Raw genomic sequence first — 20486 nt, 5'->3', positions numbered from 1 at the left:
GACGGCCCCCCGATGAAGCCGATTTTCGCATGACGTCGCGCTGGCTATGGCTTCTGTCCCAACTCACCCGCCGAATGTGGTTCCGCGCCAGCCTGTTCTCGATCCTGGCGGTCGGCACAGCGCTCGTGGCGATCGTCCTGGGGCCTTACATCCCCAGCGATCTGCCGACGAAGATCGGCGCCGATGCCGTCGACAACATCCTCGGCATCATCGCGTCCAGCATGCTGGCCGTGACGACCTTCTCGCTCAGCACGATGGTGTCGGCCTATTCGGCCGCGACCAGCAATGTGACGCCGCGCGCAACCCGCCTCGTGATGGAGGATTCCACCACTCAGAACGTGCTGGCGACATTCATTGGTTCCTTCCTTTACAGCCTCGTGGGCATCATCGCGCTCAGCACTGGCGCCTATGGCAGCACCGGGCGCGTGGTGCTGTTCCTCGTCACCGCCGGCGTCATCGTCCTAATCGTGGTCACGCTCCTGCGCTGGATCGATCATCTCTCTCGTCTGGGACGTGTGACGGAAACGACCGAGCGGGTCGAGAAAGCGGCTAGCGAGGCGATGCGAATGCGTTGCAAGCGGCCGCATATGGGCGGTCGCGCTATGACCGCAATCCCCAAAGCCGCAAGGCCGATCTATGCGTCACGGATCGGCTATGTGCAGCACCTCGACATCGGTCAGTTGTCGCACATAGCCGAGGAGGGTGAGGGCGTGATCTTCGTGCGCTCGACGCCAGGGGCGTTCGTGGTCCCAACCGACCCGATCGCATGGGCGAACGGACTCGATCTCGATGAGCAGGAAAGCGAGATCCGAGCTTGTTTCACGATCGACGACATCCGCTCGTTCGATCAGGATCCCCGTTTTGGCACGTCCGTCCTGGCTGAGATCGCATCGCGCGCCTTGTCGCCGGGGATAAACGATCCTGGTACTGCGATCGACGTGATCGGCAGGGCAGTCCGGATCCTGGCAATCTGGGCCGAACCAGTCGATCCCGAGCAGGACATCCCATTCCCGCGGGTTCATGTCTCCGCAATCGATCTGGGGGAGATCTTCGACGATTTGTTCACGCCGATCGCCCGGGATGGCGCAGGCATCGTCGAGGTCGGGATCAGGCTCCAGAAGGCCCTGAAGGCGCTGTCGCGGCTCGGACCTTCTAACTTTACCGAGAACGCAGTGCGTCACTCGCGATTGGCCTTGGAGCGGGCGGAGGCTTCGTTGACGTTGCAGCAGGATATCGACGTGCTCCGACGACTTTCGGAAGATGTCGAGTGCACGCAAGTTGGACCAGCAACTTAAAGCGAAATGCTTGGGGCCCAATCTCGGGGCCTCTGCCGCGCCTTCAAAGAGCATCCTCGCGCGTCAGGCGCTCCGACAATCTGCGGATAAAGGGCGCGGCAAAGACGACGATCGGCAGCATGACGAGCCTGCTTGCCGCAACGAAGTCGGCCTTGGATGAGCTCGTCTGGCGGACCCGCGCGACGATGGCTGCGAAAGCCGCTGAAGCGTCACAGCGCCACGGCCGGAATCGGCGGAGCATGGTGCTGCGATGTCTTGCACGTTCAAAACGGGGCAGATGACATCCCTCCATCGCCAGAACGCGCGGTTCGCGATGGCTCACCGCTGTGAGGATGGCGTGTCGCCGCCAATTCGAGGATAGCGACAAGGCTTCGACGGCGCCGGAGAGGAGCAGCCTCGACGTCTTCGAAGCCATGATCGGGTGTCGCGCTGTCTCGTGAGCTCTTCATCCCAGGGTCTTCACCCCGGGGATCTTTACCCCAGGATGTCCGCGACGATCTTGCGCAGCTCTGCACGGCTGAGGCCGCAGGGCTCCGGCTTCCAGTTCGGATCGGATTTTCGGGGTGCGGCCATTGCCGCGCTCGTCATGTCGGGGCGCGAACGCCCGGTTGAAGGCTTGGATTGGGAGATATGATGCATAGGAATCCATTCGCGACGCGGCGGAGCCGCGCAGCAGTTACGTTTTAGGGAGATCGGCGCGCGCCGAAGCGCAGCGGCACGCTGCATTCGGGCAGCGGTCAAACTTCGATGAATACGGCAGCGGGCTCGGCGCTTGATGGGCGCATGTGAAGCCGGCCGAACGAATCGACGCCGAGTGAGGATTTATAAAGGCACAATGTGGCGAATTCAGGTGCCTGGTCGAATAGCGGCTTTCCGCTTCTGGCGATCGAGCAGTTCGAGCGCCGATGCCAGCGCCGTCTGCCATGCTGCGTGGGTCAAGACATTGCGACTAAGTGGCTGGTCCGGATGAAGCCAGAGATTTCAATGGCTCTGTCCTGACAACACGCTCCGTCATTCCGGGCGCAGCCCCCGGGTCAGATCTTCGATCGGCCCAAGGATAAACTCCGCGGAGGCCCGGAATCCATCGTAGAGTGCGTCGCCCTTCGATGGATTCCGGATCAGCGCCGCTTGCGCGGCTTGTCCGGAATGACGGCGCGGGGATATCAAGCGATCGGAAGCCTTTGATATCGCTCGCCGAAGCTGGCGGCCATGACGCGGCATCAACGTATGACGCCTCACCAGCGTATCAGCCGCGGGAAGATGAGTGCGCCCAGGCTGGTCACGATCGCGATGGCGAGCGTGTACCAGGTCGCCAGGAACGGCGCCGTATCGTCAGGGCAATGCAGGCTGTACGCGACTGCAGCGAGGCCGGCCGAGGCAAGGCCGGCGCAAGCGCCGGTGAGACGCCCGTTCGTCGGGGCGCCCCGGCGCGCCAGCAGCAGCAGGACGACGAGGGGGCACAGCGCATAGAGCGGCACGGCGATGAGGCAGGCGCGCCAATAACGGCCGAAGACCAGCGCGCTCCACTGCGCGACCGGCGCCTGGCCCAGGGTCAGCAGGGCCCAGGCCGCCACCAGCAGCAGCGGTATCACGACCATCGGCAGGAGCCGCGCCGGCTTCAGCCCGGGACGCAGGCTCCTCTGGAACAAAACGAGCGCGATGACCGCGACGCCGGCTCCGAACAGGGCCTTGGCGATGACCGGTAGCGTCATCCAGGCGCTGGCGAGATCGCGCCGCGCACCCAGGGTGACAAGGACGAGGCCGATCGTGACCGCAAGCGCTGCGAGCGCGGCAATGCCGGTCGCGCGCCTCAGCCATCCGGTGTCCACCGGCTGGTGGCTCGCGGTCATGAGGGAGATCAGGTCATTGGTCTGCATGACTGATTTTACCTGTCTGAGTGCCCGTCTGGAACCTCCAGCCCTCATCCTGAGGAGCCGCGCAGCGGCATCTCAGGATGAGGGCTCAAAAAGGGGCCAAACAGTCTCTGTGCACATCGGTTCTGAGCTTTTCCGTGAGTTCGGCTCGGAGGGGAGTTCGCGGCAAGCCGGCGAAAGGTTACGGCGCATCGCTCTCGCATCGGGCTCATGCCGGCCGTGTCCCGTGCTTCGACAGGAATTTGGCCATGGCCTGCAAGCCGCGATGGATCGCGACCTTGGCCGCAGTCTCGGTCATTCCCGCGGCGTTCGCTGCCTCGGCCACGCTCGTCCCTTGAATCTTGACCCCGTCTATCAGCGCGCGCGTGCGCTCCGGCAGAGCCTGCATCGCGCGCTCCAGATCGAGCCTGGCATCCGAGGCGGCGCTGTCGGGCGCGGCCAATCGAAACGCCTCCTCGTCGATCGGCAGGTTTGCGGCGTGACGTCCGCTGCGGCGCAGATGGTCGACGAGCTTGTAGCGCGCGATCGCATGCGCCCAGGCCGTCACCGGGCTCGCGGGATCATAGGTGTGGCGGGAGAGATGCAGGGCCAGCAGGGTTTCCTGCAGCACGTCCTCGGCCTCGCTCGGCTCGCTGCGGCCGGCGCGCGCCAGCATCCCACGCAGATAGCCGCGCAGACGCGTGCCGATCATGTCGAGGAAGAGCCGATAGGCCGCGGCATCGCCGGCCAGTGCAGCCAGGAAGATGGGGCGCAGCTGCGTTTCGAGTTCGACGAGCGACAAGGCAGTGGGCTTTTTTGGGGATGGCGAGACGGAATCCGGCTTATTCCGTCGCATGGCGTCACAGGGCTCACAAGCCCGTGACCTGACGATGATCCTAGCCCACCGGCTCTATAGGCTCGCGCATGCAAGGAGCGCTCCGTGGGCGCGCATGCTCAGGAGCCTCGGAGATGACCGCGAGAGATTTGGCTGCGGGACGGCGTCTTGCCCGGTGGGTGGTGGCGCTTGCCGCGACCTTCGTCCTGACCGGCCCCGCGCCGGCCCAGAATCCGGCCGATCGCAAGCCTGTCGATTCCTGTCCGGCTGAGGGCGGCTGTCTGGTCGACGGCGGTTCTTACCGCATCATCCTGCCGCAGCAGGCGCCGACCGGGCAGCGCAGCGGCGCGATAATGTATTTCCACGGCTATCAGGGCTCAGCCGAGGAGACGATCGCCGATCAGGGTCTCGTCGGCGTGGCGCAACGCCTCGGCGTCGCCCTGATCGCGGCCGACGGCATGGGCCGCACCTGGTCCTATCCCGGTTCGCCCGGCCATAACCGCGACGAGTTCGCCTATGTCGGCCGCGTTCTCGACGATGTCGCACGGCGCTTCCCGGTCGATCCCCGCCGCATCATGGCAAGCGGCTTCTCGCAGGGCGGCTCGATGGTCTGGTATCTGGCCTGCCGGATGCCGGCGCGCTTTGCCGGGTTCGCACCGATCGCCGGCGCCTTCTGGGAGCCGCTGCCGAGCGGCTGCGCCGGCCCGCGCCCGAACCTGATCCATGTCCATGGCACGAGCGACACCACCGTGCCGCTGGCCGGGCGCAGCCTGCGTTCCGGCTACAGGCAAGGCGATGTCTTCAAGAGCCTGGCGATCCTGGCGCCGGATGGCTGCACCGCCTCTTGGGCTGCCGACACGAAAGCGCCGGCCGATCCGCCTGAACTCACCTGCCGCCAGGCGCGCGGCTGCGCCGGCCCGGCGCGACTCGAGCTCTGCCTGCATGCTGGCGGCCACATCGCCTCCGCCGCTTGGGTCGAGCGCGCCTGGAAGCTGATCATGCCGCCCGAGGCGCCACCGGCAAGCGTCGGCGCCAGGCTCACATTTCCGTGAAGATGTAACCGCAGCGCCAACTGGTGCGATCTCTCCCAAGCAGCCACTGACGCGGCCCGCCGGAGACCCTGCATGCGCCACACTTTTTTGACGAGCCTCGCACACGGCGCCGGCGACACAGCGCCCGCGACCGGGCCCGCCGCAGGCCCCTCCCCGCAACGGGCGAAGCGGCCGCGCGACGAGCGGCTCGACTTCTTCCGCGGCCTGACCATGCTGATCATCTTCGTGGCGCATCTGCCGGAGAACAGCTGGAACGCCTTCATTCCGGCGCGCTTCGGCTTTTCCTCCGGCGCGGAGCTCTTCGTCTTCTGTTCCGGCATCGCCAGCGCGCTCGCCTTCGGCAGTGTCTTCGTCCGGCGCGGCTTCCTGCTGGGCACAGCGCGCATCGCCTACCGGATCTGGCAGGTCTATTGGGCGCAGCTTGGCCTCGTGCTGGCGCTGATCGCCCTCGCAGGCCTGCTCGACCGCGCCTTCGGACTGGCCGAGCTCGCCAGGCAATTTCCGCCGCTGCTGAGCGACGCGGAGACCGCGCTCCTCGGCCTGGCCACGCTGACCTGGCAGCCCGACTATCTCGACATCCTGCCGATGTACCTCGTCATCCTGGCGCTGGTGCCGGCCATGATGGCGCTGAGGCGCATCCACGCCACCCTGCCCTTCCTGCTGGCCGGGCTGCTCTACGCGCTGGTCTGGAGCGAGGGTCTCAACCTGCCGGGCAATCCCTGGAACGGAGCCGGCTGGTTCCTCAATCCCTTCGCCTGGCAGCTCGTCTTCTTCATCGGCTTCTTCATCGCGATGAAATGGCTGCCGACGCCGCGGCTCGGCGACAGGCGATTGATGCTGGCCGCCGCCGTCTTCCTCCTGCTCAGCGTGCCGCTCTCCTTCTGGGGCATCCTGGAGCATTGGCCGGCAGCGCAGTCCCTGCGCGATCTGCTCATCCCCGAGGCCGAGAAGAGCAACCTGCATATCCTGCGCGTGCTGCACTTCCTGGCCCTGGCCTATCTTGTGCTGAGCCTGATCGATCCGTGGCGCCAGCGGCTCGATAGCGGCGCGGGCCATCTCCTGATCCTGATCGGCAGGCAGTCGCTGGCGACCTTCCTCGCCAGCGTCGTGCTGGCGCGCCTCGCCGGCGCGGCCGCCGACTGGCTCGGGCGCGGCGAGGCCAGCGTCGCGCTGCTCAACCTGGCAGGCTTTGCGCTGATCCTCACGGTTGCCGTCATCGTCGGCTGGTTCAAGAGCCAGCCCTGGGCCGGGCCAGCGCCCAAGGCGGAGCCCAAGCCGGAGCCAATGCGGCGGGACGAGCCGGCCGTGGCCCTGCCAACACGGGTCCGTGAAGCGAGTTGATGTCCGTTTGAACGGTGCCTTGCGAACTCCCCGATGAGCGCTCTTGCCGGGCGCTGCAATGGAGCAGCCTCATGTATCACGATCTCTCCTATCATGATCTTTCGGGCAACCACGTCACCGTCGCCAACGACGCGGCCCGGCTGGCCTGGAACGACACGCTGGAAGCCTTGCTGGCGCATGCTGCGGCAACGCCCGAGCATCTCGCCCGCACGCTCGCCGCCGATCCGGATTTCGCGCTCGCTCATGCCGCCAAGGGCCTGATGCTGCTCTCGCTGGCCCGACCCGAACTGCTCGGCGCGGCACGTGACTGCCTGGCGAGGGCGCAAACCGCCCTGGCGCAGCGCCCGGCGACGCAGCGCGAGCGCATGGTCACCGAGGCGCTGGCGCTCTGGCTTGCGGACGCGCCGCGCCGGGCGGCGCAACGCCTGGAGGCTATCCTCGACAGCCATCCGTTCGACGTGCTGGCGCTGAAGCTCTCGCACGGCCTGCGTTTCATGCTCGGCGACCAGGCCGAGATGCTTGCGAGCCTGCACCGCGTCGTGCCCGGTTTCGCGGAGAGCCATCCGCTCAGCGGCTATGTCCATGGCTGCTATGCATTCGCGCTGGAGGAGCAGGGCTTCTATGCCGAGGCCGAGCGCACTGGGCGCCGCGCGGTCGCCCTGAGCCCACGCGACGCCTGGGGCCGCCATGCCGTGGCGCATGTGCTGGAGATGACCGGCCGCAGCGAGGAGGGCGTCGCCTGGCTCGGCGACAGCCGCAACTGGGCTCATGCCAATAATCTGCGCTTCCACATCGTCTGGCACCTCGCTCTGTTCCGGCTGGAGCGCGGCGAGACCGCTGAGGTGCTGCGCCTCTATGACGAGGACATCCGCGGCGAGCAGACCGATGACTACCGCGACATCGCCAACGGCGCCTCGCTGCTGGCCAGGCTCGACTATGCCGGCGTCGATGTCGGCTCGCGCTGGGAGGAGCTCGCCGCCAAGGCCGAAGGCCGCGTCCATGACGGCCGCCTCGTCTTCGCCGACCTGCATTACGCGCTCGCGCTGCTCGGCGCCGGCCAGCATGATGCGGCGGAAACCATCGCGCGCGGGCTGGTCGAGGATTGCCAGACGCATCCGAGCGGCGAACGGCGCGAAGCCGCCCGCAACGGCGCGCTCGCGGCGTTCGGCCTGATCGCCTTCCAGGAGGGCGATTATGCCGAGGCCTCCCGGCTGCTCGGCAGCGCCCGCAGCGGGCTTGTCGCCATCGGCGGCAGCCACGCCCAGCGCGACCTGTTCGAGCAGGCCCATATCGAAAGCCTGATCCGCTCCGGCAATCACGACCGGGCCAGCGACATCCTCAGCGAGCGCCTCGCCCGGCGCGGCGGCTGGAATCTCTACGCCAGCCGCAGGCTGACGCAGTTGCGCAGCCGCCCGAGCGGCCGCACCGCCGCGCTCGCCGTCGCGGCCACGCCGCTTGCCATCGCCCATTGACCTCCTGGGCCCCTTGGGCCCCTCACGACAGGAACGCACGCCATGACCACCGCCACCATGACCCGCGGCTTCGCCCTGCCTTCGACGCGCAGCGTGCTCAACCTCGCTCTCGGCGGCTTTGCCGCGCTCGGCTTCTGGGAGCTGTTCTCGGCCGTGCCGACCGCCTGGTTCGCCGAATATCCGCTGGAGCCGCCGGAGCTGGTCAAGTCGCTCTTCGCGCATCAGCTCGGCCTCGCCATCTCGACGCCGACGGCCAAGCTGCTGCACTTCACCACCGGCTTCCTGTTCTACCCGCTCGGCTATTACGGGCTGACCCGCTGGGTGAAGAGCTTCGGCATGCCGGCCGATGGCTGGATCTGGGGCGTGATCACCTATTTCATTGCGCTCGGCTTCTTCGCGCCGCTCGCCGGCCAGCATTTCCTGCTCAACGACGTGCCGCGCCTCTCCTTCATGAGCCTCGTCGGCCACGCGATCTACGGCTACCTCGCGGCCTATGTCTTCGAAGCGCTGGAAGCGCGCAAGGCCTGAGCCCCGGCAGGGACGGCAGAGGCGCCGTGCGCGAGAGGGCAACGTCATCCTGTCCCCCCGGTCAACACGCTGGACCCTGCTGATGCGATCGCGATCCGCGGCCATGATCCCGTTGCCCAATTCCGCAATGGCGGCCCGCGGCCCGGCAAGCCGGATTTCTCGGCGAGCCATGGCGGCGCCACCTGGCGCTTCGCCAGTGCCGAGCACAAGGCACCGTTCGAGGCAGATCCTCAGCGCTACGTGGCGCCCAGGCAGGGAGGACCAAGCTGGCGGAAATCAGGCAGCGACATCCGTCCCGCTACAAAGCAGCGCGAATACGGCATGGAGCCCCCCACAACAGAAGGGGGTACTACTACCATCGCCCATGCCGGTCACCGTTTGTGCGCTTGCTTACTTGGGAAACCGAGAATCCCAATGTGACTGTTTGGTTCAGCTCGGCAGCCAAAGAATCCTCGCCGATCCGATGGAAGTTTTACATGACGGAGCTTAGGCGAAGGCATACTCCGCTCAGCGTCGCTCGATGGGCTGGCCGCCGAGCTGTTCGCATTCTAGGCCCTTGGCCGGGCATAAGACATATCCACTACGCCCTTCATCGGTGGCAATTTCTCGCGGGCCGGAACGACAGCGGCAATAGCGGTGTATTTTCAAGCTTTGAAGAGGCCGCCCGCTCAGCTCCAACCGCGGTAACCGGCTATGATCAGACGGGCATGGCCGACCTGGATGTCTACAGCCATGCCAATGGCGAGTTCAAACCAATGCCGCCGACCGAATATCCGGCTTTGTTCTGGCTTCGACCAGCCATTGAGGGGGGAGCATGCCACTTATTCGATCTTGGCGGATATATTGGGCATGTCTACTATCAATACTGCAAGTACCTTGATCTTCCGAGTGAATTTTCATGGACTGTCTATGACCTACCCAATATCACACAAGCAGGAAAGCGGATCGCCGAGGAGAGGGGCGCGAAGCATCTCAGATTTACAAACGATATCAGCGCGATCGGCGAAGCTGATATCGTCTTTGCGGCTGGCTCTCTCCAATATCTGGAAGAAAATTTTCTGCATCAGGCACTGCGCGCAGCGATCAGGCTTCCGCCTCATCTGATCATACATCGGACCGCGCTTCATCCCGATCGCTCGTTCGTGACGTTGCAATCGATCGTCAAGAGGTCGGGGCAGATTGCGTTTTGCCCTTATATGGTCGCTCACCGCGAGCACTTCATCAAAGGGTTGCAGGCACTCGGCTATGATCAGGTCGACGCCTGGGACAAACAACGCCCCATCGAAGTTCCTCTCCACCCAGAATGCTATGTTGCTACCTACTCGGGTCTCTATTTCCGGCTTCGGACTTGAGAACCGGAGCCACGATCGATTAGGGCCGGCCGCGCGTCGATGGCAGGCGCGTGATCAGCGGCATCTATCCCCCCGATCGCCCAGCTTACCGGCGCCGAAACGTCGTCGGGCGCTTATTCGGCAAGCCCAAGACTGGAAGCGCATTGCAACGCGACAGACTTGCCGTCAACGTCCTCGCAGCAACCGACCTTGGCGCTCGCGCAACGCAGTGGCTCAGATGAGCCCCCCACGAAGGTCCCGGCGCCTGCACTTTCACGGTTCCAAGCGTCGAGGCGGTCTTAGAGCAATTTCCGATCCAGCTGGATCGTTCAATCGCTCCAGTCCTTTTCCTTAACGCGTTTTCTCCACGCGAACCGGAGTCCACTTCGCTCGAAAGCGCTCTGGGGCCATTTGTCATTCCGAAACGACTGCCGCCGCATAGTCGCGGCAGCCGCCCATCGCCCGACAGCCGATTGCGGGAGTGGCGTTTGGCTGCATCCGGAGATTTCGCGTTGGAGACGACCCTCTATTTGCCGGTCAAGCGCTTTCTCGAGAACCTCGGCTATGCCGTGAAGGGCGAGATCGGGCGATGCGACCTTGTCGGGCTCAAGGAGGGAGACCCGTCCGTCGTCGTGATCGGCGAGCTGAAGCTGAGCTTCAACCTCGAGCTCGTCCTGCAAGGCGTCGATCGGATGAGCGTCGGCGACGAGATCTGGCTGGCTGCCCGCCTGTCGGCCAGGGGAAAAGGGCGCGAGAGCGATGCCAGGTACCGCAACCTGTGCCGGCGCCTCGGCTTCGGGCTGCTCGGCGTCGCCTCGTCCGGGCGCGTCGATGTCCTGGTCTCGCCGGCGGCGCCGACGCCGCGCAAGGATCCCCGGCGCCGCTCGAAGCTCGTCGAGGAGCACAAGCGGCGCCAGGGCGATCCGGTCGCAGGCGGCGGCACGAAAATGCCGATCATGACCGCCTATCGGCAACAGGCGCTTGCCTGCGCCGCGGCGATGATGGCGACGCCGCAGCGGCCGCGCGACCTCAAGCCATCCTGCCCGGACGCCCAGAAGATCCTGCATCGCAATGTCTATGGCTGGTTCGAACGCGCCGACCGCGGTGTCTACGCGCTCACGGAGGCCGGCCGCGCCGCGCTGCTGAAGTGGCCGCCATCCGCATTTGACCGAAGGCATGAAACCCCGGCCATGGATGTGTCTGCCTCGAGCTAGAGGCGCAATCGATTCCGGAAACGGCGCGCACGGGCTCCTTTGAGGCGCCACGCCTCATCTTCTCCGAAGCCCCAAAGCTATGTTGAGACGGAGGCGTCGCCTGCGGCCTTGTTCTGACTGCGCAACTCGCGCCGCGGCTTCTTTGTGGTAGCTGTTGAAATATCAGATATCTCATATTAGAAGCCACTGGGCGGGATAATCGCGGAGGCCAGCATGGATCACGGCGAGCGCGTCACTCCGGTCCAACCGATCTTCCTCATCAATCTGCGCGACCATGTTCACGAGAATCTGCGCAAGGCGATCATCGCCGGCCGGCTCGTCGACGAGGAGCGTTTGAACGAGCGCGATCTGGCGCGCGATCTCGGCGTCAGCACCACGCCGCTGAAGGAGGCCTTGCGCCAGCTCGAGACCGAGGGCCTGGTGCGGACGGAACCGAGGCGCGGCGTGTTCGTGACCTATGGCGCACAGCAGGCCGAGGAGATGTCGCTCGCCCGCGCCGCGCTCGAAAGCATGATCGCGCGCATGGCCGCCAAGCGCGCCTCGCCCGCCGATATCGACGCCTTGCGGGCACAGGTCGCCGATATGGAGAGCGCGACGCGACGAGGCGATGTCGAAAGGCTGATCGAGCTCAACGAGCTCTTCCATGGCCAGATCCATGAGGCCTCGGGCTGCGAATATCTGCGGCGTCTCCAAAGCCGGCAGCAGATCTACGATCACACCACGCGCGTCGGCCTGCTCCAGGAAGCCGATGAGCGCGGCCGCGCCTTCGCCGAGCACCGCGCCATTCTCGACGCCATCGCGCTGGGAGACCCGGATTCCGCCGAACGGATCATGCGGGACCACATCGTCCGCTCCGGACAGCGCCATATCGAGACCGTTTTCGGTCGCGCCCGCCTGGATGACAGGCAATGAGAATGGGCCGGGTCGCAATCGCGCCTGCAGGAACCTCTGCCTCATCGGCGCCGGGAGATCGCGTCAACCGCCACGACGCAGGCAGCCGGCACGAGCGTAAACGCCATTCGCCACTGAGGGAAAGGCAGACGGTCTAGCCGCAAGAACGAGAAGCCCATCAAGGGCCCCCGACGGACGAGCCAACGCCCGCGGACCAATTCTCCGATGTTCCAGAAAGGGTGGAAACATGACGCATGACATTTCCAGACGGCATCTGATCGGCGGCGCGCTTGGCGTGTCAGGGCTTGGCATGGCCGGGCTCGGCGTGCATCCCGCTGCAGCCCAGCTGGCCAAGCCCAAATCCCCGCTGCTGCTGAACGTGGTCGACGCTGCCGGCAACCTTGCCCTGACGCAGCCGGCCTTCGACAATTACCGCAAGGCCAATCCGGAGCTCGTCTCGCGCATCGCCTTCACCAAGGCTCCGTCGCCCGAGCTTCCGAGCAAGATCAAGGCCCAGCAGGGCGCAAACCGCGTCGACATCGATCTTGTGATCATCGGCCCCGATGCGCTCTCCGCCGGCCTCGCCGACGACATCTACTATGATCTCATCGGCGAGCAGGCGAAGAACCTGCCCGATCTCCAATCGATCTATCTCGACCCCGCCTGGCGCATGCAGGGCCTGGCCAAGGGCCGCGGCGTGGTCATCAGCTATTATCCGTCCGGTCCGCTGCTGGAATATGCGCCGGCGCGCGTCAAGACGCCGCCGACCACGGCGGAGGAACTGCTCGACTGGGCCAAGCAGAACCCCAAGAAGTTCATCTATGCGCGCCCCGCCAATTCCGGGCCCGGACGGACCTTCCTGATGGGGCTGCCCTATCTGCTTGGAGATACCGACCCCAAGGATCCGGTCAAGGGCTGGGACAAGACCTGGACCTATCTGAAGGAGCTGCACAAGCAGATCGAGTATTACCCAACCGGGACCGGAGCGGTCATGAAGGAGTTCGGCGATGGCACCCGCGACATGATGGTCACCACGACAGGATGGGACATCAATCCGCGTGCGCTCGGCATCGTGCCGAAGGACGCCAAGATCCAGACCCTGAAGGGGTTCCGCTGGGTGGTGGACGCCCATTATCTCAGCATCCCGAAGGGTCTCCCGGCGGAGCGCATTCCCATCCTGGTCGACCTGATCTCCCACATGCTGAAGAAGGATCAGCAGGCCTATGCCTATGACGAAGGCTATTTCTATCCCGGCCCGGCGGTGAAGGACGTGCCGCTCTCGATGGCGCCCAAGGCAAGCCAGGACACGCTCGCCGAATATGGCCGGCCGGAATACGAGAAGCTGATCGCCGACAATCCCAAGGAGCTGCCGCTCGAGCCGGTACAGCTCGTCCAGGCCTTCAGGCGCTGGGACGAAGAAATCGGCTCCAAATAACGGCCGCGTTCTCACATGACGGTCGTATCTGGCCTCGCCATGGAGCGTCCGCCGTCGCGGCGGGCGCCTCTCCGCCAAAGCATGCCGCGCGTGCCATCATGCCCGTCACGGCTGCGCATCGTCCTGAACGGCGCCTTGAAAGGCACACGCCCTGACACCGTCGCGAGGTCGCGTCTCCGCGCCGGCCTCGCCCGCATTCTCACGGATACCGGCCCATGAAAATCACAGCGCTCGAAACCATCCAGCTCCCCTACCTCAAGAACATCCTGTGGCTGCAGATCCATACCGATGAGGGGTTGATCGGCCTCGGCGAGACCTTCCGTGGCGCGGATGCGGTCGCGCGCTATCTGCACAGCGACGTCGCGCCGCTCCTCATCGGCCGCGATCCGCTGGAAATCGACGCGATCTCGAAGCTGCTGATCGAGACCTATGTCGGGTTCCGCTCCTCGGGCGTCGAGATGCGTGCGGCGTCGGCCGTCGACATCGCGCTCTGGGATCTCTTCGGCAAGGCGACGAACCAGCCAATCCACCAGTTGCTCGGTGGCCTCTCACGGCAGCGCATCCGCACCTACAACACCTGCGCCGGATACACCTACAACAAGAGCGGTGCGCGCCGTTACATCGGTGCCGGCGACCATGCGGCGGAGGGTCCCTATGAGGACCAGATCGCCTTCCATCGCGATGCCGGCGCATTGGCGCAGAGCCTGCTCGAGGAAGGCATCACGGCGATGAAGATCTGGCCCTTCGACCCCTACGCGGTCGAAAGCGGCGGCAACTTCATCCACCGGGCCGATCTCGACAAGGCGCTCCTGCCCTTCCGCCAGATCCGCGACGCCGTCGGTGACAGGATGGAGGTGATGGTCGAGCTGCATTCGATGTGGGACCTGCCATCGGCGCTGGCGATCGCTCGCGGCCTTCAGGAATTCCGGCCGTTCTGGGCCGAGGATCCGATCAAGATGCAGGACCCGGACGCGCTCGCCATCTACGCGCAGCGTTCCGGCCTGCCGGTCTGCGCCAGCGAAACCGTCGCCACCCGGTCGCAGTTTCTCGAACTGCTGCGCAAGGGAGCGGCCGACTACGTCATGCTCGATGTGTCATGGTGCGGCGGCCTGAGCGAGGCGAAGAAGATCGGCACGATGGCCGAGGCGTTCCAGCGCCCGGTCGCGCCGCATGACTGCACCGGCCCTGTCGTCTTCGCCGCCTCGATCCATCTCGCGATGAACCTCCCCAATGCCATCTTCCAGGAATCCGTCAGGGCCTATTACAGCTCCTGGTATCGCGACCTCGTCACGGTGATGCCGCGCATCGAGGACGGGCATGTCTACCCCTTCGCAGGCGCGGGGCTTGGCCTCGAACTCAGCCCCTACGTGCTCGAACATCCCGATGCGATCATCCAGAAGACAAGGCGGGCCGATCTGTGATCGCCTTCCGCACGCTCTCCGCCCTCGGTTGTCGCGTCGGCGAATGTCCGCTTTGGGACGAGCGGCGCGACATCCTCTTCATCTGCGACGTGCTGGCACCGGCGATCCATGGCATCGCGCTCGACGGCACGCGCAAAGCCAGCTGGAATTTCCAGCAGCCGGTCGGGTCCTTCGGCCTCACCGAGAGCGGCCGATTGATCCTGGCGCTCGGGCGCGAGATCGCGCTGTTCGACCCCGATAGCGGCACGCTCAGCCGCTTTGCCGGGACGGCGGAGCCTGAGACCAACCGCCTCAATGACGGCAAGGTCGGGCCTGACGGCCGCTTCTATCTCGGCAGCATGGATGACCGCCCCGAGAAGGAGCCGCTCGGCGTCTTCTACCAGGTCTCGGCCGATGGTGCGGTCAAGGCGCTTTTCGGCGGGATCAAGGTCTCGAACGGCCTCGCCTGGTCGCCGGATGGCCGCGTCCTCTATCACAGCGATTCACGCGGCCCGACCATCGACGCCTATGATTTCGACCCGCAGGCCGGCGAATTATCCGGCAAACGCCGCTTCGCGACGCTGGACGAGGCGACAGGACGGCCCGATGGCGGCGCCTGTGATGTGCAGGCGCATTACTGGAGCGCCGGGGTCTCTGCCGGCATGCTCAATCGCTTCGCCCCGGATGGAACGCTGGTCTCGCGCCATCCAGTGCCCTGCAAGGCGCCGACCATGCCGGGCTTCTGTGGACCGGGATTGAAGATGCTGGCGGTGACGTCGCTCAGCATCGGCCCCCTGCCCGGCCCGGGCGATGGCGACCTGTTCATCGCGGAAGCGCCCGTCGCCGGCGTGCCGATTGCGCGCATGAAGGGGCTTTGACGATGGCCCCGGCATCACGGCATCGCCCGGCGGCAGCCGGCCATGTGCTGCTGACGGGGGCGTCGGGCACGCTGGGACGCGTGCTCGCGCCGGGCCTCAGTGCCGCCGGTCACCGCTTGCTTCTCAGCGACCTCCTGCCCTTTCCCGATCCGCTGCCTGGCGGAGCGCGTTTTGCGGCCGCCGATATCACCGACAAGGCAGCTCTTGCGGCCGCTTGCCCCGACGACGTGAGCGATATCGTGCATTTCGGCGGCATCAACACCGAAACGGACCCCGAGGCGATCCTGAAGGTCAACATCGGGGGCACGCTGAATGTCTTCGAACTGGCGCGCAAGCGCCGGGCCCGCGTCATCTTCGCCAGCTCAAACCATGCGATCGGCTTCTACCCGCGCAGGCAGCAGCCGCTGACGATCGCCGACCCCTGCCGGCCGGATGGGCATTACGGGGTTTCCAAGGTCTATGCCGAGGCGCTGGGCCGGCTCTACCATGACAAGCATGGCATCGAGAGCGTCCATCTGCGCATCGGCTCCTGCCTGCCGCAGCCGCTGGACACGCGCCACCTCGCGACCTGGCTGTCCTATCCCGATCTCGTCCGCCTCGTGCTGGCCGCGCTGGCGGCGCCGGAGGTCGGCTATGGTGTCGTATGGGGGATTTCGGCCAATACGCGCCGCTGGTGGACGGGCGACGACGCTCATCGGATCGGTTTCGTGCCGCAGGACAATACCGAGGACTTCGCCGATCAGGTGGAGCCCGAGGCAGGCGACGCGGTCACCCGCCGCTTCCAGGGCGGCTCCCATTGCGGCATCGGCTATAGCCGACAGGGCTGAGAGGCGAGATGTCGCGGATCACGCTTGCGGCCCATGGCTATGAACTCGCCGTCAATCCGGATTACGGCGCCAACCTCACCGCTCTGAGCTGGCGGCATCCCGACGGCCGGCTGATCGACATTCTGCGCGGCTGCGACGACACAGCGCTCATCCCAGGCGAACCCTCGCCCGTCGGCTGCTTTCCGATGGCGCCCTTCGCCAATCGCATCGACGGCGGCAGCTTCAGTTATGCCAGCCATGACTACGCGCTGCCGATCAACCGGCCTCAGGAGAGATGTGCAATCCACGGGTTCTCGCGCTTCGCAGCCTTCGAGATCCTGTCCCGGGGTGAAGGCGCGATCAGCCTGTTGCATCGCCAGCGCGGCGAGGTTTTCGCCTATGATCTGGTGCAGGACATCATCGTCGACGCCCGAGGAGTGGCGGTGCGACTTGCCATCACCAATCGCGGCGCGGCGATGCCCTTCGGGGTCGGCTTGCATCCCTATTTTCGGCTGGAGGCCGGTGCGAGGCTGCGCTTCTCCGCAGCTCACCGCTCGGAATCGGATGACCGATACCTGCCCTTGCGATTCATTCCGGTGCAAACCGCGCCTGATCTCGGCGCAGGCCTAGCGCTCGTGGATGTCGCAGGCTTCGATGCTCACTATTCCAGTTGGGAGCCGCGGCTCGTCGCGCTGGAACGCCCCAGCGCAGGCCTCTCGATCAAGCTGCGTGGCGAGGAGGCCTTCTCAAACCTGCATCTTTATGTCGGGCCGGATCGCGATTTCGTCTGCATCGAGCCGGTCAGCCATATACCGGACGCACATAATCGCAGCGATCTCGCGCAGCATGGCAAACTCGCCGTGCTTGGACATGGCGAGGTCCTTGCCGGGACAATGCGTATCTCTGCGTCCGCGATGAACGGTCTGAATGCCGACGGCCGCTGAGGCTGGCTTATGGCTGAGGCGCGGCGAAAGCCGGCAGGGCTTCGGCGCGCGCTTCAGCGAGAGGCGCGGGGAACCCTTCTCCTGTAAGGAGAAGGGCAGGGATGAGGTGTCGGCCCCTGGACCAGTAAAGTGCAAAGCCAACCGCACGCGGCGGTGAGGCCGCGCCCCAGCGGATAACGGCCTACACCTCACCCTGCCCTCTCCTTACAGGAGAGGGTTCTCTGTCGAGGCTCCGTCGCCATTGCGAGCTTGGGACGGGCCTTCACCACAAGGCCCCCTGCACGCTACTGGAGATGCGGCTTTCTCAGAAAGCTGCCGCGGTCGGCCGACTTCACGCGAAGCCAGGTTTCACGGCCATTGCGGACGACCCTGATCGGAACCTCCGATCCTGCCGGCCCGCTCGCCCAGACTTTCCGGTAGAAATCGGCCAGACCATCGATCTCGCCATCGCGAACATCCGAGATGATGTCGCCGGGACGCATGCCGGCCCGGGCCGCGGGGCCTCCCTCAGCCACGCTCATCACCACGACCTCGCCATTGCTCTCGGCCGAGAAGGCCCCGAGCCAGGGGCGTGGCGGCTTGTCGACGCCGCCCCGGGCGAGCAGGTCGTTCAGGATCGGCGGAAGCAGATCGATCGGCACGATCATATTGACCTCCGAGATTTCCTCGCCCCGGCCCATTTGCAGGTGCAGCGAGCCGATGCCCAGAAGCTTGCCGTCCGCTCCGATCAGCGCGGCGCCTCCCCAGAACGGGTGCGCGGGAGCGGTAAAGATCGCCTCATCCAGCAGATACTCCCAGTAGCCGGCGAATTCCTGCTTGGCCACGATGTTCGCCCGCACCACCTGACCGATTCCGTCGGCGAGGACGACCGGGTCGCCGATTTCAGCCTGGCTTGCGGTACCGAACTCCACCGCGGGCAGGTCGAGCCGATCAAGCGCCTGCACCAGGCCGAAGCCGGTTTCCTGGTCATAGGCCAAGGCATGGGCGGGAACCACGCGGCCGCTCTGGGTCGTCAGCCAGACATCCTCGGCCTCGGTAATCAGGTAGCCTATGGTGAGCACCAGCCCGTTGTCCCGAATGACGACGCCGCTGCCCTCCCTCCGGGTGCCCAGGGTGGCAGCCGTGAAGGCGTCGTCCGGGATCGAGGCGCGAACGCCCACGATCGATTGCAAGGCCGGGCCGAAACTCATCATTCCATCCTGAAAGGAGGCCGTGCCACGCGCAAGCCGCGCGCGGCAACAGAGGCTGGATACGCCTGTTGAAAGGTATGAAGCGGCGGGACCATCGCAAGGCCTTGGAGGAAACAAGGCCTTGGAGGAGACGATCGAGCTCCCGAAGGCTGCGACGCGCCGGCTTGCGCCGACGGCATCGCTTCACCTCCGCCGGGATCTCGTGATGATGCGGCCGTTGCAGGCCCGGTCATGATCGATGCCGCCGCCATCGGCGGTCTTTCGCTGACTCCACGCTGCAATCTCGCGCTTCAGCTCGCAGGAGCGCGGCCCGGCTCCATGCTGCGGGCCGGAACGAAAACGGCCCCGCATCACTGCGGAGCCGCCTTCCATGGGAGCTATGGGTAGCTCGACCGAGGACGTCGCAAGTCTGGCCAGAGCAGGCCAGCAGCGAGCGACATGACTGCCTTACGCCCAAAATCGCCCTACGCCAATGCAATGGCCTGGGCCACAGCCAGTCGCGAGGACAAATGGTTCGCCCTCGCGCAACGAGGCCGACAGCAAAGCGACGATCAGTCGATCATCGCCACCAAGGTGCACGACACATAGCCGCTCAGAACCTTGTTCATTTTAGCGTCTGTGACGCCGCCGCCGCGCTTGATGCACATCAGGCGAGCAATCAAGGTGTCCGACATACCTGTCGACTGGCCGATCTTCGTGCCGCCTTTCAGGAAGCGGACCGACGTGAATTTTGCCCCGGCGGGAATTCCTGCCTCGACGAGCACGGCTTTTGTCCATGTCGCGATGTCGGGCAGCGTGATCGTTATCTCGGCCATTGTGTCTCCGTTTCAGGACTGCCTATGACACAACGGGCTCGGAGCACCAACGAAATATGCCTTGTCGTCGACACTCCCGGCCCTGCCCTGCCCGGCGGCGTATGATGAGAGATACTCGTTTGGGAGTCTGAATCACCCGCCTGGGCGCTATTGGCGAACGTCCGCGGCTGTTATGATGGATTTCGGCAGCCCGGCCTTAGGCTCGGCTGTCGCAGAGCTATAGCCGACATAAGTCCGCGTGCTGCTGGGTGCCTCCCGGTCGAAAACCACCCGACGCACATGATCATATGCCGGTCTCGCATCGGCTGATCTCGCGAGGCTTCAAACCGATGGCGGGGGATAGCGATGTTGGAAACGGACAAGGTCTTCGCCGGCTCGCTTCCGGAAAACTACGACCGCCATATGGTGCCGCTGATTTTCGAGCCCTTCGCCGCAGACCTGGCACAACGCGCAGCGTCCCTGTCGCCAAGCACCGTCCTGGAAATCGCCGCGGGCACCGGGGTCGTCACCCGCGCCTTGGCGCCAAAACTGTCCCCCAGTGCGCGCTATGTCGTCACCGACCTGAACCAGCCGATGCTCGACTATGCCGCCTCGCGGCAAGCTCCCGATCAACGCATCACATGGCGCCAGGCGGATGCTTTGGCGCTGCCTTTTGAAGATGCGGCCTTCGACCTGGTGTGTTGCCAGTTCGGCGCGATGTTCTTTCCCGACCGCATATCTGCCTACCGGCAAGCCAGGCGCGTCCTGAAGCCCGGAGGGCATTTCCTGTTCAACGTCTGGGATCGCATCGAGGAGAACGTATTAGCCGATGACGTGACGCATGCTCTCGCAAGGCTTTTTCCAGAGGATCCGCCGCGCTTTCTGGCGCGCACGCCACATGGCTACCACGACACAGCGCTGATCCGCAGCGAACTGGAGAAGGCAGGCTTCTCCCATGTAGAGATCGAGACGAGAGCCGAGCAGAGCCGTGCAGCCTCGCCGCGCCTTCCAGCCATCGCGTATTGCCAGGGAACTCCGCTTCGCAACGAGATCGAGGCCAGAGGCGCAGGGCAACTGGACGCCGCGACCGACTACGTCACATCCGCAATTGCAGACAGACATGGCAGCGGCGAGGTCGCCGCCAAAATTCAAGCCCATGTCATCCTGGCCGTAGTTTAGGGCGTTTTCTAGCGGGCGCCGGGACAGATATCGGCGCTTGGACGCAGC

Annotated in this window: 18 protein-coding genes; 14 read left to right on the top strand and 4 right to left on the bottom strand. The window is 65.2% G+C overall.

Features of this window, described 5'->3' with window-relative positions:
- Nucleotides 1–29 precede the first annotated feature (29 nt).
- Nucleotides 30–1295: a DUF2254 domain-containing protein gene (locus CYD53_RS21515; protein ID WP_103720145.1), complete on the top strand. Its 1266-nt coding sequence runs from the start codon at nt 30–32 to the stop codon at nt 1293–1295.
- A gap of 1235 nt (nt 1296–2530) precedes the next feature.
- On the opposite strand, the gene CYD53_RS21505 is transcribed toward CYD53_RS21515, so the two are convergent.
- Together CYD53_RS21505 and CYD53_RS21500 are read right to left on the bottom strand one after the other, a co-directional pair.
- On the bottom strand, nt 2531–3172 hold the full coding sequence (locus tag CYD53_RS21505; protein ID WP_181011969.1) for an NrsF family protein: 642 nt from the start codon (nt 3170–3172) through the stop codon (nt 2531–2533).
- A 205-nt stretch (nt 3173–3377) separates the two neighbouring features.
- Nucleotides 3378–3950, bottom strand: a complete 573-nt coding sequence (locus CYD53_RS21500) for a sigma-70 family RNA polymerase sigma factor (RefSeq protein WP_245928368.1) — start codon at nt 3948–3950, stop codon at nt 3378–3380.
- 167 nt (nt 3951–4117) lie between these two features.
- Between CYD53_RS21500 and CYD53_RS21495 the strand changes: the two genes are divergently transcribed.
- The 12 genes from CYD53_RS21495 to CYD53_RS21440 all read left to right on the top strand — a co-directional run bounded on the left by CYD53_RS21495 (nt 4118) and on the right by CYD53_RS21440 (nt 17275).
- Nucleotides 4118–5035 carry a CE1 family esterase gene (locus CYD53_RS21495; protein ID WP_181011968.1) on the top strand — a complete coding sequence of 306 codons (918 nt, stop codon included), beginning with the start codon at nt 4118–4120 and terminating at the stop codon, nt 5033–5035.
- A 72-nt stretch (nt 5036–5107) separates the two neighbouring features.
- Nucleotides 5108–6376 carry an OpgC family protein gene (locus CYD53_RS21490; protein WP_103720140.1) on the top strand — a complete coding sequence of 423 codons (1269 nt, stop codon included), beginning with the start codon at nt 5108–5110 and terminating at the stop codon, nt 6374–6376.
- Between the two features lie 71 nt (nt 6377–6447).
- Nucleotides 6448–7848 (top strand): tetratricopeptide repeat protein, encoded by a 1401-nt coding sequence (locus CYD53_RS21485; protein WP_103720139.1) that lies wholly within the window; start codon nt 6448–6450, stop codon nt 7846–7848.
- A 42-nt stretch (nt 7849–7890) separates the two neighbouring features.
- A complete protein-coding gene (locus CYD53_RS21480; RefSeq protein WP_103720138.1) occupies nt 7891–8376 on the top strand; it encodes a hypothetical protein in 486 nt (161 codons plus the stop codon).
- A 476-nt stretch (nt 8377–8852) separates the two neighbouring features.
- The gene (locus tag CYD53_RS21475; RefSeq protein WP_103720137.1) at nt 8853–9728 is read left to right on the top strand and encodes a methyltransferase, TIGR04325 family; all 876 of its coding nucleotides are present in this window, start codon (nt 8853–8855) and stop codon (nt 9726–9728) included.
- Between the two features lie 491 nt (nt 9729–10219).
- A complete protein-coding gene (locus CYD53_RS21470) occupies nt 10220–10921 on the top strand; it encodes a DUF2161 domain-containing phosphodiesterase (protein ID WP_103720136.1) in 702 nt (233 codons plus the stop codon).
- Nucleotides 10922–11134: 213 nt separating this feature from the next.
- Nucleotides 11135–11833: a GntR family transcriptional regulator gene (locus CYD53_RS21465; protein WP_103720135.1), complete on the top strand. Its 699-nt coding sequence runs from the start codon at nt 11135–11137 to the stop codon at nt 11831–11833.
- A 226-nt stretch (nt 11834–12059) separates the two neighbouring features.
- Nucleotides 12060–13247, top strand: a complete 1188-nt coding sequence (locus tag CYD53_RS21460; RefSeq protein ID WP_103720134.1) for an extracellular solute-binding protein — start codon at nt 12060–12062, stop codon at nt 13245–13247.
- Between the two features lie 215 nt (nt 13248–13462).
- A complete protein-coding gene (locus tag CYD53_RS21455; protein WP_103720133.1) occupies nt 13463–14668 on the top strand; it encodes a mandelate racemase/muconate lactonizing enzyme family protein in 1206 nt (401 codons plus the stop codon).
- Nucleotides 14665–15525, top strand: coding sequence for an SMP-30/gluconolactonase/LRE family protein (locus CYD53_RS21450; RefSeq protein ID WP_103720132.1), 861 nt, complete (start codon nt 14665–14667; stop codon nt 15523–15525). Before CYD53_RS21455 ends, CYD53_RS21450 begins: the two co-directional genes overlap by 4 nt.
- Nucleotides 15526–15527: 2 nt before the next feature.
- Nucleotides 15528–16352, top strand: a complete 825-nt coding sequence (locus tag CYD53_RS21445; protein WP_103720131.1) for an NAD-dependent epimerase/dehydratase family protein — start codon at nt 15528–15530, stop codon at nt 16350–16352.
- An 8-nt stretch (nt 16353–16360) separates the two neighbouring features.
- Entirely contained in the window at nt 16361–17275 is a 915-nt protein-coding gene (locus CYD53_RS21440; RefSeq protein ID WP_103720130.1) for an aldose 1-epimerase, read from the top strand.
- Between the two features lie 284 nt (nt 17276–17559).
- Here the strand turns inward: CYD53_RS21440 and CYD53_RS21435 are convergent, their stop codons facing one another.
- The gene (locus CYD53_RS21435; RefSeq protein WP_103720253.1) at nt 17560–18465 is read right to left on the bottom strand and encodes a S1C family serine protease; all 906 of its coding nucleotides are present in this window, start codon (nt 18463–18465) and stop codon (nt 17560–17562) included.
- Nucleotides 18466–19016: 551 nt separating this feature from the next.
- The gene (locus tag CYD53_RS21430; protein ID WP_069690505.1) at nt 19017–19280 is read right to left on the bottom strand and encodes a hypothetical protein; all 264 of its coding nucleotides are present in this window, start codon (nt 19278–19280) and stop codon (nt 19017–19019) included.
- Nucleotides 19281–19625: 345 nt separating this feature from the next.
- On the opposite strand from CYD53_RS21430, the gene CYD53_RS21425 reads away from it, so the two are divergent.
- The gene (locus tag CYD53_RS21425; protein WP_103720129.1) at nt 19626–20438 is read left to right on the top strand and encodes a class I SAM-dependent methyltransferase; all 813 of its coding nucleotides are present in this window, start codon (nt 19626–19628) and stop codon (nt 20436–20438) included.
- Nucleotides 20439–20486 lie beyond the last annotated feature (48 nt).

The organism is Allobosea psychrotolerans (assembly GCF_002917105.1).
In the GTDB taxonomy this organism is placed as follows: domain Bacteria; phylum Pseudomonadota; class Alphaproteobacteria; order Rhizobiales; family Beijerinckiaceae; genus Allobosea; species Allobosea psychrotolerans.
This window is presented reverse-complemented; position numbering and strand designations above follow the sequence as displayed.